The organism is Nostoc sp. DSM 114167 (genome assembly GCF_052692655.1).
This window is the reverse complement of the sequence record NZ_CP195116.1, coordinates 4,158,549-4,174,634: the sequence shown is the minus strand read 5'-3', so window position 1 is coordinate 4,174,634 and position 16,086 is coordinate 4,158,549. Positions and strand designations below refer to the sequence as shown.

Sequence of the window (16,086 nt, the reverse complement as noted above, 5' to 3'; positions counted from 1 at the left end):
TTCGGAGAAGCAAGCTACGCGCAGCGTCTCGTAGAGAAGCGTTAGCGAGTCTTGCCTACGGCACGCTGCGCGACCGAGCGTCATAGCCCTTCGTAGACATCGCGTCAGGCTTTTACAAGATTTAGTCAACAGAAGTTATACTTCTATCTTGGATCTTGCACCATTCTCAATAACCGTAGGGTAGTTTTTTAGAGATGAGGTTGTTATGAGTCAGATTGAACGAGTTGCGATCGTTGGAGGAAATCACGGTAATGAGCTAACAGGAGTACATTTAGTCAAAAAGTTTCAGCAATATCCTAATTTAATTAACAGGGCAAGTTTTGAAACTCTGGCATTACTTGGCAATCTCAAAGCTATTGAAGAAGGCAAACGATACATTGAAAAAGATTTAAATCGTTGTTTCACTAATCAAGGTCTACAAAATCCCCAACTCTTAAGTTATGAAGATATGCGGGCAAAAGCAATTCAACAGATATTGCAACCGCAAAATCAGCCCTTTGTAGATGTAATTGTTGATTTGCATAGCACAACTGCCAATATGGGGTTAAGTCTGATTTTTTGTGATATGCATCCTTTCTTGCTCCGGTTAGGCGCTTATTTAAGTTCTATCAATCCTTTGGTGAAAGTCTTTATTAATCAGGAATCCAAAGAAAATGGTTTTCTCCGTTCTTTGTGCGAATTGGGTTTTGTTATAGAAGTTGGTGCTGTAGCTCAAAATGTTTTAAACGCCAAATTATTTCAGGAGACAGAACAGCTTATTTATGCAGTTTTAGATTATTTTGAAAGGTGCAATCAGGGTAATATTCCGCAGACAAGCAACTACCTTACACTTTATAAATATATTAAGACTATCGATTATCCGAGAAGCGATACCTACGGTGGGCTGCCCCTACGCGGGGAAATTCAAGCCATGATTCACCCCCAGCTTCAGTTTAGGGATTATGAACCTTTGCATCCAGGCGATCCAATGTTTCTGACTTTTGAAGGAAAAGATATTTTCTATGAGGGAGCGTCTATTGTTTATCCTATTTTTATTAATGAAGCAGCTTACTACGAGAAAGGAATTGCGATGTATTTCAGTCAAAAGCAGGAAGAAATAGTTTAATTTGTTCATCGCCTTTGCCTCACTTTTATCTCTATTTTTATTCTTTAACACCTCTAAACCACAAATCCCAGAACTACATTTAAAGCTGTATGAATAAGTTCCCAGTAGTCGTACTAAAATTTGCTAGATTTATACACCTGTCGTATATTGGCAAATTACAGTAAAGCGTAGACCCATATTCCCTTGCGGTCAGACATCGCTTTAGTCGATTTATTTAGCGATCGCAATTAATACCAATTCTTTATGAAGCTGCGCTAAATAAGGCTTCAAGGATAAAATTGTAAGAAGTAAGAGAGGCAATCATGGAAGGTGTAATTTCTTTGAGGGCATCAGTTAACTTTTGCTGTAGTTGTGAGAGTGTTTTACAGTTTTCCCATTGGAGTTGAGATTTGAGAAATTCCCAAAACCGCTCAATCGGGTTGAGTTCAGGAGAGTGAGGAGGCTGAAAGAGCGGGATAATGTTATCTGGAAAATCGAGAGTTTTCGCTTTGTGAAAAGAACCTCGGTCGAACTGAATTACGGCACTATCATCACCAAGATCAGCAGACAACAACTCTAAGAAGTTTTGAAAACTGCTTCCCCATTAAGGTAAGGGAATTCGTAGAAAAAGCTGTATCCGCTTAGAGGTTCTACAACTCCATATAAATAAAAATTTTCGCGTTGCCATTGACTTAAACCTACAGGTTTAACTCCCTTAGCTGTAATTAAACGTCCGGTAATTGTCTTTAATCCTAAACGTGTTTCATCCTGACATAAATACCTCAATCTTTTCCCTTCGCCAAATTCCTCCTGCAAGAATTTGAGTGCTAGAGGCAGTTTTTTTTAAAGTGAGATAGACTGTCTGGATGTTGTTTGGTGCTTTGAGGACGCGGAACTTTCAGCTTGGCACCAAGTTGATATCTCACTAATTGGTATACCGTTTTATAAGCAACATTTAGTCCTAATTCCGCCATTAACCATTGTTGAATCTGACTGTAACTTTGAAATCCTTGTGGTTCGGATAATCTTTTTTTTAAACGTTCTAAATTCTCGCCACTGACAATTGGCTGTTTTCCTGGTGCCTGTTTCACCTCTAGTAAGCCTTTGTATCCTAATTCCTTGTATTTTTTTAGCCAACGAGTTACTGTTGCCTCATCTCTCCCTAACAACGCTGCCAGCGATCGCCTACTTGTAACCTGTCCTGTTTTTAGCCAGTTGAGCATTTGTAATCTCTCTTTGCTACTAGCTTCTAGCGCATATTTCACTGCTTTTTGTAATTCTTCTTGGCTCTCTTTAATTTCAATTATCAATCTCCGACCCATTACACTTTTACCAAATACACCCTTTTCCACAATTTAGCGCAGCTTCATACAGAATTGGTATAAGCAGACAAATATTTTTGGCAATTAATATTAATTTTCTGCCTGCAATAACCAAAAGCCACTATAAGTCATACCAGAATCATCGGGTTGAACTAACAAAAAATGCAATCCTCGGCAATGCTTTTTGCGTTGTTCAAATGCTTGGGCTGCTGTTGTAACTTCTGGATCTTCAAATGTGGCAACAATCCACCTATCCACCAAGCTAGCTTCTAATATTAAGCCATCCGGTGCGCCAGAAATGTAGTTCAAGCTTACAGGACGGGCTTGCTGCAACCACCGTGCTAGGCGCATTGATTGCCGTCCCCCATAAATGACGACACCAGGAACGGGAACTGTTGATGCCAAACCTAAATTGATGGGTTTGAAATGTTCTGGGATGTGCAAAATGGGAATGGGGCGATCGCTAAATCTCGTTTCTACATCACTAGCAGCTAAACTTGCAAAACGCCATTGTTCTCCCCAAAGGTTTTCTGGTAATGGTGCTGGAGGTGGTTTATCCAGCGTTGCGGGATATTGCTTTTCTTGTAACCACTGCTTTAACGCCAAGGTGTGGCGGGTAGGTTCGACATTAATACTTAAGTTACGTCCAGCCGCTTCAATTAAGCTTAGAGACTGAGGACGAAACACCTGAATTACATCTGGCAATTCTTCACCAGCAGCTAACTCAAGTTGAGTCGCAACCCAATTAGAATTTGCTGCTGACTGGAGACAGGTGGCTTCATATTGAAAGCTGCGAGTTGCGTCACAAATCAACAAATCCCATAAAATTTGTCCAGATGCATCTTGTGAGGGACGACGATAAAAATCAACCTGCCAAATTTTCATACGCTGGGGAGAGGTAGGGGGAGCAGAGGAAGCAGAAGAGTGGAGTTCAAAGACTCATTCACGAGTATCAAAGACTCGTCAGCGAGTATCAAAGACTCGTCAGCGAGTATCAAAGACTCGTCAGCGAGTATTAAAGACTCGTCAGCGAGTATTAAAGACTCATCGGCGAGTATTAAAGACTCGTCAGCGAGTATTAAAGACTCATCGGCGAGTATTAAAGACTCATCGGCGAGTATTAAAGACTCATCGGCGAGTATAAAAGACTCGTCGGCGAGTATAAAAGACTCGTCAGCGAGTATTAAAGACTCGTCGGCGAGTATTAAAGACTCGTCAGCGAGTATAAAAGACTCATTCACGAGTATAAAAGACTCGTCAGCGAGTATTAAAGACTCATCCCCTATTCCCCATGCCCAATGCCCAATTTATAAAGCCTGAATCCATTCTTTGACAGAATATTCAGTCCAGATGCCATTTTTCCAGTAGGGGTCATTTTCAATCAACTGGCGCACAGTGGCTTCATCTTCGGCTTCGTAAATGCCAAAAACTTTTGTAACATCTTTAGTGGGGCCGATGGTAATCAGCACACCGGATTCTTTCTGTTTTGCCAATCCGTCTAAATGAGCTTGACGATAGGGGGCGCGTTTTTCGATAACGTCTTCGCAGTAAGTTCCCCAGAGTACATATTTAGGCATAACTTTACCAATTTTGGATTTTAGATTTTAGACTTCGGCTGCGCTCAGTCGAACGATTTTGGATTTTAGATTTTGCAGCCAGTGCATCGGGGAGTAAGAAATGATTAATTTCTCACTCCTAGCAAACGACAAATGACAAATACTTCGACTTACCTCGGCTCCACTACCTCGACTTCGCTCGGCACAAGTCGGTACGAGTCGCTCAGTACAAGTGACAAATGACAAATACTTCTCTACGAGAGGCTGCGCCAACGACTACGCTCAGTACAAGTGACAAATGACAAATGACTAACTTCTCAAGTTGACACCGAATTTTTCCACCAAGGCTTCGCGGACTTTATTATGTACTGGTTCGACTTCAGCCTCAGTCAAAGTGCGATCGCTTGCCCGATAAATTAAGCGGAATGCTAAACTCCGCTGTCCTTCGGGGACGTTTTCACCCCGATATTCATCAAATAATTCCACCGATTCGAGCAAATCTTTACCAGCTTTAGTAATTACTTTTTCAATTTCGACAACTGAGATTTTCACGGGTGCGAAAAAGGCGATGTCGCGATCGCTAGCTGGATATGTAGAATAAGGCCGGAATGTGGGGACGAGAACTTCATCTTCTCCCAGAGAATCTAAAAGCACATCTAGATCCAACTGAAAAACATAAACGGAATCTGGTAAACCTTTTTCTCGTCGCAGTTGGGGATGGAGTTGCCCAAAAATCCCCAGTCTGTTACCCCGAATCCACAGGGAAGCGGTGCGTCCTGGATGTAAGCGATCGTCGCGGCGATCGGGTTGAAATTCGATTTGCAAGCTAAGTTGCCGAAATACACTTTCTAAAATGCCTTTGGCTTCAAACCAGGCGATCGGTTCTTCGCGTCCACTTTTTGACCATTTGCCAACGGAAATATCCCCTCCCATAATTCCCGCCAAGGTTTCTGTTTCTTGCAAACCGTCTTCTTCTTGCCAGAAAATCTGCCCGATTTCAAAACCGTTCAGCGCACCATTACCCTGCTCTAAATTGTATTGAAAAGCATCAATTAACCCAGAGATCAAATCGGTTCGCAGTGCTGAATATTCGACAAATAACGGATTTGACAGTACTATATTTCTGTCTTCTCCTGGTTTGACTAAAGAATAGTGGATTAATTCTGTCAATCCTTCAGCCCGGAGGAAAGCTCGTAATTTGCGAATCACTTCCTCATCTAAAGGCAGATAGCCTGCTTCTGCTTTTTCTGGTAAGGTATCGCAGAATTTGTTGTAACCATAAAGACGGGCGATTTCTTCAATTAAATCAATTTCTCGCTCTAAGTCGCGGTAACGATAGGGTGGGACGGAAACTGACCATGTAGGGTGATGGCTGCTATCTTCTCCTGAAGAAGTTAACTGACACCCCAATGCAGTCAGGATGCGCTCAACATCTTGTTTTTGCAGTTCGCCTGTGTCTTCTTCTAAATCGATGGGCCCCAATATCTGATTAACTCGCTCTAAACGCAGGGCGATAGAACGACTCCAGGTAGACGGATCGGGGCGGGTGTCGGCAATTTCTTGCTGGACTATAATTCCACTCGCTAATTCGCTAATTAAGGATAAAGCGCGGCGATTAGCTATTTCCAACTCAGCCCGGTTAACTCCCCGTTCATATCTGCCAGAAGCCTCACTTCTTAACCCTACACTCCGGGAAGAACGGCGAATTGCCACGGAATCAAATAAAGCTGCTTCTAAAACTAGGCTTTGAGTACCTGCATGGACTTCTGTTTCTTCTCCACCCATGACTCCCGCCAATGCAACGGGTTTTTCGTTAGCCGTGATTAACAAATTTTGGGTTGATAGAGTGCGAGTTTGTCCATCCAGGGTTTTGAGGGATTCTCCATTATTGACAAAGCGAACGCCGATGGTTAAATTTTCGCTACCTGCAACAGATTTTAGGCGATCGCCATCAAAGGCATGCAGTGGTTGTCCCCATTCCAACAAAACGTAGTTAGTAATATCTACCACATTACTGATGGGACGTACCCCAGCCGCCCGCAAACGCTGTTGCAACCATTCGGGAGATGGAGCAATTTTCACCTGTTCAATTACCGTACCGATGTATGCAGGACAAGCTTGGGTATCGGCAATTTTTAAAGCTAAATTTCCGGCATTTTTGGGAATAGATACTTCAGCAGGTTCAGGAATGCTCAACTTTCCACCCGTTAAAGCTGCTACTTCTCTAGCTACACCTACCATACTCAGAGCATCAGCGCGATTTGCAGTTGCCGTCAGGTCTAAAATTACATCATCTAAACCCAACAACGGCCGGACATCACTACCCAATGGTAAATTTTCCTGGGTAAAAATATGGATTCCATCGACATCGGTGGGCAAACCGAGTTCCTTTAAAGAACAAATCATGCCCTGAGAAGCAACACCACGCAGTTTTGCAGGTTTAATTTTTAAATCTATTTTGGGTAAGTAAGTACCCGTAGTTGCCACTGGGACATAGATATCTGCCTTCACATTGGCAGCACCACAGACAATATTTAAAGTTTCACCTGTACCGATATCCACTTGGCAAACACTCAATTTATCGGCGTTGGGATGGGGTTGACGCTCAAGCACTTTGCCGATGACCACGCCATTTGCCCAAGTGCGGCGGTCTTCAATCTCTTCAACCTCAAACCCCGCCATTGTCAGGGTTTCAGCTAATTCTTCTGGACTAAGTTTTATCTCTACTAGTTCGCGCAGCCAATTTAGAGAAATACGCATGGAGTGTGCTTGTTTTAGGAATCGTCTTTTGCTCTTATTTTAGGGTGCAAGAAGCGCTCGATGGCTACTCGCCCTGCAAGGTGTACCCTTTCACTTGAACAATCCTACTACGTTAGACAGCCAATGTAAAAATAAGTAAATACTGAGAATGTATCTACGCAGGGAAGTAATACCGATTTTCCAAAATCAGGCTACAGATGTAAAGCTGAAAACCCAGATTAAATCTAACTTTTTTAATTACGAATTACGAATTATTTGGCCATCTAATTTTTACTAACAACAATTTTAGCAATGTAGTCTTTGAGTGCGATCGCCTTTTTGCTATTTGGGTACGGGGAAACCTCTATTAATTTTACCGAATACTTATCTAAAAATTGAATTGGTAAAGCATCACGACCTGGTATCAAGGTTAGCGTTAATGTTGAAACTTGCTGACCATTTTTTATGATGTCTAATCCAATAATAACTTGCCCTTGCCAAATACAAGTTACATCAGAAGGACACCGAGAATCCTGGATAACTTTTGAAAATTTGATTTCAATATTTTCAGTGGGGAGGTAAGCTGTCCTTCCATATCTCAGATAAAATGGAGTATTTAAAGTAGTTCCAACTCTAGCCATCAATTGTTGATGACTACCTTGAGCAATTGATTTAACTTCTATGCTTGAAGGCTTGATATTTGATGATATTCCATAGCTAGGAAGACAATTTGCTCCACCAATCAATGTTAATATAACTGCTGCGCTTACTACACTTTTCATTTTTTATACTCCATAGTCAGGAATTTTTATTATTAGTTTAACTAGAAAGCAGACTGATAAATTATTTTGTTTTCTGCTAGAGTGAAGCTTCAAAACACAAAACGCAATTAGTTAACCTTTGTGCGTTGGTGCAACCCGTCGTAGATATCGCTTCTTACATAACCATTACGAGTGAGAGCCGTTTGCTTTCTCACGCTTAAGTTAAAATACCATAAAACCAGCAATCTAAATACACAAGTTTTTTTCTGATTTCAAAAACTTCAACAGTGCTTTGCAAGGAATTTTTTGCTGAATTTCAGTAGAACGATACAAATAAAGCTAACTAGCAATAATCGTCATTTGTAATTTGTCATTGGTCATTTGTAAGGGTTTAAAATATGTTTATGTTTATTAATATAGTTCGGTTTATTCTCCCCGACTTACTTATCTTGAAGATTCACCTAGTTTTACTTTCTAGCATTATTAGTCCATATTTTAGCAATTATTACATTATGTAAAAGGGACATTATTTTTTCTCTATTCTCAACAAGCCCAGTTTTTTGAGATGAGCAATGACCACAATTTCACGAGGCGTAGCCCTTCTCCTATCGGAGACGCTCTTGCTAGCTTGCTTCCACGAACGCGAACAGCGTGCCGTAGGCAAGTGGTACGGCTGCGCTCAGGAACCACCCATCGGAGATATGGCTTTGAGACTTGAAAAATAAATCAAATGAGAAATGCTGATTTTTTCGTTGGTTCTTAACATTGGTTGCGATCGCGAGTAATTTAGATGTGTTTGCTCTAGCGATCGCATAACTTGAATCTTTAAAACTCGATCAAACCTCACAAGTAATATTTTATAACTCAAGAGACTACAAAAATTACACTTACTCTTTTTTGTAGTGGAATTATATTGCATTGTGTTGTATAACACCAAAGAAATAAATTTGCCCTGTTTGTGCCGAAAAATCACTGTATAAACTGCCTCTAAAGCTTTCAAAATCAGGATTATCGGACATTTTTCTGAAATCTACCTCAACAAGATCGAAAGAATAGACAATCCAATCTAAAAAATCGGCAATCCAATCGAAATTTTGTTCATTTTAAATATAAATTTGATTTTGTACACTTTTACTAAATGCGGTGATTGCTGTTTTTATTAGTATTTTTTAGTGAAAATAAAAGTAAAAAAATGCTTTCATTCATGTCGTCGATCTTCCTCTTGATAGAGGGATTTCAGTTTGAGTAATAGGAGTTTAATTCTAATGGCAACTTCTAACAATAGCAATCAAACTGTTGGCTCACAAAGTACTAGCAACAGTTCAACTGGTAATGGCAATTTTTCTTTCAGTGATGGCAAATGGCAGTCTACCGATGGCAGTAGTTTAGATAGTGGCAGTAGTTTTGGTGGCGCTGCTAGCGGTAGTAATCCTTTCGCTTCCTTTATCGGTGGTGGTAACTCATCCACAACCAGTGAAGATGGAAAGTACAAATATAATTACGAGCGACCACTTGACGAGCGGGCTTTAACTGATACCAATAATCCGTTCAATCAACTCATCGGCGTCGTTGGCGGTGATATTAGTGCCTTAGGTGGCGGTAGCAACCCCTTTGCTGGCGCATCTAGCGGTAACGCATCTGGTGGCGGTAGCAACCCCTTTGCTGGTGGTGGCGCATCTAGTGGTAACGCATCTGGTAGTAGCGCCAACCTCCCTGGTAACTTACCATTTGGCAGCACTCCGCCCTCCAAGGAAAGTGGTAGCAACCTACCTGAAACTGGCAACGGTCAACCTGTACCTTATAAGAGCGACAACTGGATATCTGATATTCAAAAATTAGATGGTGCAGATGCTACCGATAACAGTGGCCAAGGTAACGGTAACTGGCTATATGGTAGTAACAACACAACCGACGGTAATGGTAACTGGAATTTTGGTAGCGGTAACACAACCAACGGTAACGGTAACTGGAACTACGGTGATGGCGGTAAAACCGAAGGTAATGGCAACTGGGGCTTTGGTAACGAGAATACAACCAACGGTAACGGTAACTGGAACTTAGGCAATAATAACGACATCCTTGGTAATGCCAATACACTACCTGGTAGTAAAAACGATATCCTTGGTAGTGGCAACACTGCCAATGTAACTAACAGCAATCTCCTGGGAAACCGGATTGAAGCTAGTGGTGATGACAAAACACTCATTGGTAATGAAGGCTGGAATTTCTCTGTTAGTGGCGAACTGATATCGTTAGGTAGTACTAAACCTAGCCAAAATATAGGAACTGATGTCAGCAGTTTACTCAGCAGTTCTGACCTTGTAACATCCGCCATATCAAATCCAGGCTACAACAACCCAAATTATGATTTCTCTACCATAGCCTAAAAGTTTGTAGCAGAAAGGAACCTGTTTTGCATCGGTAAGCCTGTCTATTGTGGCAATGGCCCTTTTTACCAACTTGAGTTGATTACATTTTGAATACAATACTTCTGGGTTAAGCTTTGCAGTTGACATTGCTCTCATTGAGCAGCGCCAGAATCAATCTTCTAGTACTTCAAGAATTTCAATCTGTTAGGACTTACGCAAACTCTACGATTCTTGACGTTATTGGCGTTCTTGGCAGTTCGATAAATTCAGCTTTTTAGCACTTTTTGCGTAAGTCTAATCTGTAATTAACCCAGAAGTATTACTCTTTGAAATGTAATGGGTAAGGTAGTTAATTTAAGTCAAATGCATAAAAACTATTTTCAGTAATTCGGCGCGAGTAAACGGTTTAGTCAGATATCCAGAAGCCCCAACTAATTTCGCCTTTACTTTGTCTACGATTCCTTTATTCCCAGTAACAAAGATAATAGGAGTATTTTGAAATAGTGAATTATTTCGTATAATTCGGCACAACTCATAGCCATCAATTCCTAGCATATTTAAATCCAACAAAATTAAATCCGGTTTGTGCCTTATAATTGACAAAACTGCTTTCACTGGATCGTTAATAGTTACTACAGAAAAGTTTTCATTTTCTAAGAAATAACTGATTTCTTTAAGAATTGTAGGGCTATCATCTACAGAAACGATTTTGTGGACTTTTTTTACTGTTACAGTAGCAGCCGTTACTCTTGGGGAAGCAGAATTTATGTTATTTGATATTGTTGGTTCCTGAAAGTTTTCTTTGGAAGGAGTAGAAATCTGTGGTAATCGCTGAACAGGCACTATTTTCTCTTCAGGAATATTTTGGTAAGAATTGACAGTGTTACTTAGTTCTTGTTTCGTGTCAATTAACCCTGAAATCAATTTTGAGAAAAGCGATTGCTCCTCAAAAATCCTTGGTAACTTATCATAAGGTGGATCGGGTTCATGAAGGATAATCGCACCCTTCAGAATGTAAGGGTATAAATTGCGAGCTAGTTGAATTTCATCTTGATTTAAAATTACAGCCAGATGACACAAGCTAAAACCCTTCATCCAGTTAATTAAATCTGGCTGTAGATTTGGTAAATCTTGGTCATCAAACTTGCTATTAATCAATAGATATGGACGTTGATATGCAGAAGAAATTTTAGGTATAAAAGCCTGCCAATTTTGTAATCTTAATTGGCAATACTCTAGAATTTTTTCGACACCTAGCCGACAAATTTTTGGCATCCTATCAAGTGATTCTGTTAATTCATAAGTACCTTCTTTGATGAGCAAAAATGATTCAATTACCTCTTTAACTAATTCTTGAACCAGTACTGCTGCTTGTGTAGAATGTAGATGTTGTTGACTAACAAGCCAGGATATAGCCTGATACTCAGGAGGGTGGCTTCTCGAATTAGTGTCATCTTTGATTAACTGACTGTGTGAGTCAGGTTCAAACATCAGCCGTACTTGATGGCGAACCTCATTAGTCAGGAGTGGAATTTGCTGGCTGAGGCGTCGCAAATGGCGTTCTAGTCGATCGAAGGGTTCCACGGAATGGGTAGCGTAAGTTATTTTGCCCTGTTCTAAGTAAATCGACCAAGAAACTGAGTTACTCAATACTTGTAAACAAGTACTGTCGGAACAATTGGATAATTGTCTTAACAAACTTAGAGGACGTAGTTTGGTGAATGTACCTGAGTTATTCATATTTTTCAAGTTTTTTGCGGAATCAACAAGCGAACATTTGTAGATTGAAAATATGAGCTATAAAGTATTCTCTTTTTTGTAATATTTTTCTAACCACAAATTATTTATTTGAAAATATGTACATATATTAAAAATTGTAAGGCTTATAAGTACTTTGTTACATTTAGCACATTTTACTTAACCTATCTCAAAAAGTAAGTAGGTATGAATAAAGGTAAGCATCTATCATAACGAGATTATCAGTGGATGTTGGTTAATTCTGGATTTTACTAATTACTGACAACTCTTGAGTGAAGACCTTAATAATGACGTTTCTTTATGCCCACTCACTTCCAGAAGCAAATTTAATTCCGAGTTCGCGTAGTTACACTGGTATCCTTCTAGAGTTAACGAGCTTAATTATGGTTAATTACTTTTCCTTCAAGAAACGATTCTTCTACATAAAATCTTTAAAAAATTATCTAAACAAGTTTACGTATTTATTGTACTGTAGGGTTAATGGATATAACTTTTTGGTAGATACATTACAACAGGTAATGCTGGGTTTTGATAAACTCTTTTTTGCTAAACTAAGCTGTACTCAAGTTCATCTTAAATATATAGAGAACTTCATGAAAATAATTTGTTTAATAAAGATTAGAGCATCTACCAATAGATACTATATTCTGTAGTCGCCTCGGCGATTGGAACTATATACTCTGAGCAAAGGGAAATAAAGCTTTGAACTTTAACATAACACAAAAAGTTATGCATGATACATTAAGACTTGATGAAGTAGTAGAATTTGCTGAGAACCCAGAACCCCGTTGTCCTTGTGTACTTTTATTAGACACATCTGGGTCGATGCAAGGAGAGCCGATTGAGGCTTTAAATCAAGGTTTACTAAGCTTAAAGGATGAACTAGTCAAAAATTCCTTAGCTGCGAGACGGGTGGAAGTGGCGATCGTCACTTTTGATAGTAATATCAATGTAGTACAAGACTTTGTGACTGCCGATCAATTCAATCCACCGATTTTGACAGCCCAAGGCTTGACAACAATGGGTGCGGGAATTCATAAAGCTTTGGACATAATTCAAGAGCGGAAATCTCAGTATCGTGCCAACGGGATTGCTTACTATCGTCCTTGGGTATTTATGATTACCGATGGAGAACCCCAAGGTGAGTTAGAGCAAGTGGTAGAGCAAGCATCTGTGCGCCTACAGGGAGACGAGGCGAACAAGCGGGTAGCATTCTTTACAGTTGGAGTAGAAAATGCAAATATGACGCGTTTAAATCAAATAACTGTACGTACTCCCTTAAAGCTTAAAGGATTAAATTTTATCGAGATGTTTGTCTGGCTGTCAACTAGTATGTCGGCTGTTTCTCATTCCCAAGTAGACGAACAGGTAGCACTACCGCCGATTGGTTGGGGGACTGTTTAATGAAAAAGCGCAGCTTGATGTTTACCCAGCTAGCTGCTTGAAAAAAATTTATGAACATATCAAAACAGATTGCTCAATGGCGGATTGTGGCTGCATCTGTATGTGGTACAAGTCACTTAAAAAACAATCAATTATGTCAGGATGCTCATCACTGGCAGATATTGTCAGATAATGTTTTAGTGGCGGCCGCAGCAGATGGCGCGGGTTCTGCTAGCCTTGGGAAAGTGGGAGCGATGGTTGCTGTAGAGACAGCAATAGAAAACATTTCTACCATTGGGCTGACCCGAAAAAGTTTGACTGATGATACATTAGTGCGATCGCTCTTAAATGATGCCATATTCGCCGCTAAAAAAGCTGTGGAGGATGAGGCGGCTACTTGTGACAAACAGCCTCAAGATTTAGCAACTACCTTAATTATGCTGGTTGCCACACCAGAAGTTGTAGCTGTAGTTCAGATAGGTGATGGTTTGGCAGTGGCAAAAGATCGTTTGGGCAATCTGCTGGCACTAACTATGCCTGACAGTGGTGAATACATTAACGAAACTACTTTTTTAACTTCGCCTAATGCTTTAGATACAGCACAAATGAGACTATGGCGCACAGACATAGTAAACGTTGGTATCATCACCGACGGATTACAAATGCTGGCTTTGAATATGGTTGTTGGCGAACCTCACAAACCATTCTTTTTTCCGCTGTTTGAATTTGTCGCCAATACCGAGGATAAGACAGAAGCAAAGGAGCAATTGGTAAAATTTTTACGCTCAGAGCGGATTACGCAACGCACTGATGATGATTTGACACTCATTATAGCTGCATTCAACGACTCATGAGCAACAAATCTACAGGTTTCTACATCTTACAATAACTTCCGTTAGCGGTAATTTCATTATGCAGGTACTACGTTGTTCCCCCAGAAAAGAAATCCTCAGTCTCAATGTCAGTTTGGGACGTGGCGGTGAAGCTTGTGTTTATGCAGTGCCATCCGATAACGACTTCGTGGCAAAGATTTACCACAAGCCAACCACTGCTCATGCAGAAAAACTCCAGGCGATGCTTGCCAACCCGCCAGAAAACCCGACGGCGAGTTTGGGGCATATCTCTATCGCTTGGCCAGAGGATTTATTACGGGCGGCAGATGGCAAAAATAGCATCCTGGGCTTTTTGATGCCACGTATTCAGGGGATGCGTCCAATCATCGACTTTTACAACCCCAGAACCCGTCGGCAACATTGCCCCCTATTCAACTATCAGTACCTGCTCCGCACGGCTCGTAACTTGGCGGCGGCTTTTGCCGCTTTGCACGCTAGTGGATATTGCATTGGTGATGTGAACGAGTCCAATATCCTCGTCAGTGATACAGCACTGGTGACCTTGATAGACACAGACTCTTTCCAAGTAACCGACCCAAACAGCAATGTTGTTTATCGTTGCCCAGTAGGTAAACCAGAGTTTACTCCGCCAGAATTACAGAATAAAACTTTTGCCCAGCACGATCGCGAAATTTCTCACGATTTATTTGGGTTAGGGGTGTTAGTATTTCAACTCTTAATGGAAGGCACCCACCCATTTTCGGGGATTTTTCAAGGTGCGATTGAGCCACCACCCTACGAAGCACGCATTGCGTCGGGTCATTTCACTTACAGCCAAAAGCGTTACGTACCCTACCTGCCGACACCCATTGCCCCCCCTTGGGAAATTCTCCATCCCAGCTTACAGGAATTATTTGTCCGTTGTTTTGAAGAGGGTCATAACAATCCCCAACTGCGCCCCAGTGCCCAGACTTGGCTCTCAGCCATCGCTGAAGCCGAAGAGTCCCTAATTACCTGCACAACAAATCCCCAGCATCGCTACAACAACCATATGCGTAGCTGTCCGTGGTGCGAACGCACCGTGCGATTAGGCGGACGCGACCCCTTCCCATCACATCGGGCTATAGAAGCTAGAGAACATCTCCAACCGCGAGTCAAAGCGAGAAAACGCTACAATCAGACACCGCATTTTCCCCAGCGAGCCATGTCACCGCAGCAGCTAGCTAATTACTGGCAGCCAATAATGACTCCCAGCGGTTCATACAAACCTTCCAAAAAGTCAAAGTTGTACCCGATTATTTGTTGTTTGCTGGGCTTTGGTTTATTGGGATATGCAGACGTGATGATTAAATTTACTCAGCCGTTGGTTTCCCAAAATGCTTACACCCAACAAACAATCAAGTCTTCCCAGCCAAATAATAAACTTAGCTTCGCTGATTCTTATCAGCAAGGTTATATTGCTTATAAAGAGCGAGACTATGACAAAGCAATTGTCAACTTTAGCCAAGCAATTGAACAAGAACCGACACATGCTAGAGCAATTGTAAATCGTGGTAATGCCCGCTATAACCTGAAAGACTACGAAGGAGCAGTTACAGATTATAGCCAAGCTCTGAAAATCAATCCCAATCAAACCAAAGCTCTGGTAAATCGGGGCAATGCCCGCTATATGCTCGCTGAATATAGCAACGATCCCGATCGAGAATATAATCTAGCGATCGCAGACTATAATCGAGCCATTGGTCTGGATAATAATGAAATTGAAGCTTATATCAGACGAGGAATTGTCCGCGCCCAAATGGCTAAATACAGCGGTGAATCTCAACAAGCTTACACAAAAGCGATCGCAGATTTTACTCAGGCAATAAAACGTAATATCTCCAAAGCCGAAGCTTACTTCCAGCGGGGTGTTGTTTATTATCAAATTGCGCAATATAGCAGCAATTATCAGCAAGAATATAATCAAGCGATCGCTGACTTTAACCAAGCATTAACTCTCAGCCCCAAACTAGCAAAAGCATATCTCAAACGAGGTATGGTTCGCTATGAACTGGCACAATATGGCGGTAGTGAAGCTAACAAAAACCAGACAAAAGCTGTCGAAGATATACAGGCATCTGCCAAAATATTTCTTGAGCAAGATGACATGGATAATTATCAACAAGCACTCAGTAATATGTGTGTAGTCATCGAAAACAAATGTGACCCTTTATTCCAAGGCTCAAGTAATGTGGAAAAAACTAACTAGAAACCAGTAAGTTTTGTTACTAGCATCTTGTTG

14 protein-coding genes are annotated in these 16,086 nt (G+C 41.0%); 6 read left to right on the top strand and 8 right to left on the bottom strand.

The annotated features are described in order from the left end of the window. Positions 1-205 precede the first annotated feature (205 nt). On the top strand, positions 206-1,105 hold the full coding sequence (locus NSTC731_RS17860) for an aspartoacylase (RefSeq protein ID WP_445631965.1): 900 nt from the start codon (positions 206-208) through the stop codon (positions 1,103-1,105). A 241-nt stretch (positions 1,106-1,346) separates the two neighbouring features. Here the strand turns inward: NSTC731_RS17860 and NSTC731_RS17855 are convergent, their stop codons facing one another. From NSTC731_RS17855 to NSTC731_RS17825, 7 genes are all read right to left on the bottom strand, one after another. Beyond that, positions 1,347-1,655, bottom strand: coding sequence for a transposase (locus NSTC731_RS17855; RefSeq protein WP_445627957.1), 309 nt, complete (start codon positions 1,653-1,655; stop codon positions 1,347-1,349). Between the two features lie 5 nt (positions 1,656-1,660). Beyond that, positions 1,661-1,900, bottom strand: a complete 240-nt coding sequence (locus NSTC731_RS17850) for a hypothetical protein (protein WP_445627956.1) — start codon at positions 1,898-1,900, stop codon at positions 1,661-1,663. Positions 1,901-1,911: 11 nt separating this feature from the next. Next, a complete protein-coding gene (locus NSTC731_RS17845) occupies positions 1,912-2,406 on the bottom strand; it encodes a helix-turn-helix domain-containing protein (RefSeq protein WP_445629973.1) in 495 nt (164 codons plus the stop codon). Between the two features lie 90 nt (positions 2,407-2,496). Continuing rightward, positions 2,497-3,291 carry a Tab2/Atab2 family RNA-binding protein gene (locus NSTC731_RS17840; protein ID WP_445631964.1) on the bottom strand — a complete coding sequence of 265 codons (795 nt, stop codon included), beginning with the start codon at positions 3,289-3,291 and terminating at the stop codon, positions 2,497-2,499. Positions 3,292-3,713: 422 nt separating this feature from the next. Further along, positions 3,714-3,983, bottom strand: coding sequence for a YciI family protein (locus NSTC731_RS17835; RefSeq protein WP_289799149.1), 270 nt, complete (start codon positions 3,981-3,983; stop codon positions 3,714-3,716). A 288-nt stretch (positions 3,984-4,271) separates the two neighbouring features. Continuing rightward, on the bottom strand, positions 4,272-6,722 hold the full coding sequence (pheT, locus tag NSTC731_RS17830) for a phenylalanine--tRNA ligase subunit beta (RefSeq protein WP_445631963.1): 2,451 nt from the start codon (positions 6,720-6,722) through the stop codon (positions 4,272-4,274). A 263-nt stretch (positions 6,723-6,985) separates the two neighbouring features. Beyond that, positions 6,986-7,483: a hypothetical protein gene (locus NSTC731_RS17825; protein ID WP_445631962.1), complete on the bottom strand. Its 498-nt coding sequence runs from the start codon at positions 7,481-7,483 to the stop codon at positions 6,986-6,988. 551 nt (positions 7,484-8,034) lie between these two features. Between NSTC731_RS17825 and NSTC731_RS17820 the strand changes: the two genes are divergently transcribed. Beyond that, the gene (locus tag NSTC731_RS17820) at positions 8,035-8,187 is read left to right on the top strand and encodes a hypothetical protein (protein ID WP_445631961.1); all 153 of its coding nucleotides are present in this window, start codon (positions 8,035-8,037) and stop codon (positions 8,185-8,187) included. 540 nt (positions 8,188-8,727) lie between these two features. Beyond that, the gene (locus tag NSTC731_RS17815; RefSeq protein ID WP_445631960.1) at positions 8,728-9,849 is read left to right on the top strand and encodes a hypothetical protein; all 1,122 of its coding nucleotides are present in this window, start codon (positions 8,728-8,730) and stop codon (positions 9,847-9,849) included. Between the two features lie 336 nt (positions 9,850-10,185). On the opposite strand, the gene NSTC731_RS17810 is transcribed toward NSTC731_RS17815, so the two are convergent. Then, positions 10,186-11,571: a response regulator gene (locus tag NSTC731_RS17810; RefSeq protein ID WP_445631959.1), complete on the bottom strand. Its 1,386-nt coding sequence runs from the start codon at positions 11,569-11,571 to the stop codon at positions 10,186-10,188. 747 nt (positions 11,572-12,318) lie between these two features. Between NSTC731_RS17810 and NSTC731_RS17805 the strand changes: the two genes are divergently transcribed. From NSTC731_RS17805 to NSTC731_RS17795, 3 genes are read left to right on the top strand one after another with little or no spacing between them, the layout of a single operon-like run. Further along, a complete protein-coding gene (locus NSTC731_RS17805) occupies positions 12,319-12,993 on the top strand; it encodes a vWA domain-containing protein (RefSeq protein WP_445631958.1) in 675 nt (224 codons plus the stop codon). A 50-nt stretch (positions 12,994-13,043) separates the two neighbouring features. Next, positions 13,044-13,826, top strand: coding sequence for a PP2C family serine/threonine-protein phosphatase (locus NSTC731_RS17800; RefSeq protein WP_445631957.1), 783 nt, complete (start codon positions 13,044-13,046; stop codon positions 13,824-13,826). A gap of 58 nt (positions 13,827-13,884) precedes the next feature. Continuing rightward, positions 13,885-16,053, top strand: a complete 2,169-nt coding sequence (locus NSTC731_RS17795; RefSeq protein WP_445631956.1) for a tetratricopeptide repeat protein — start codon at positions 13,885-13,887, stop codon at positions 16,051-16,053. Positions 16,054-16,086: the final 33 nt, after the last annotated feature.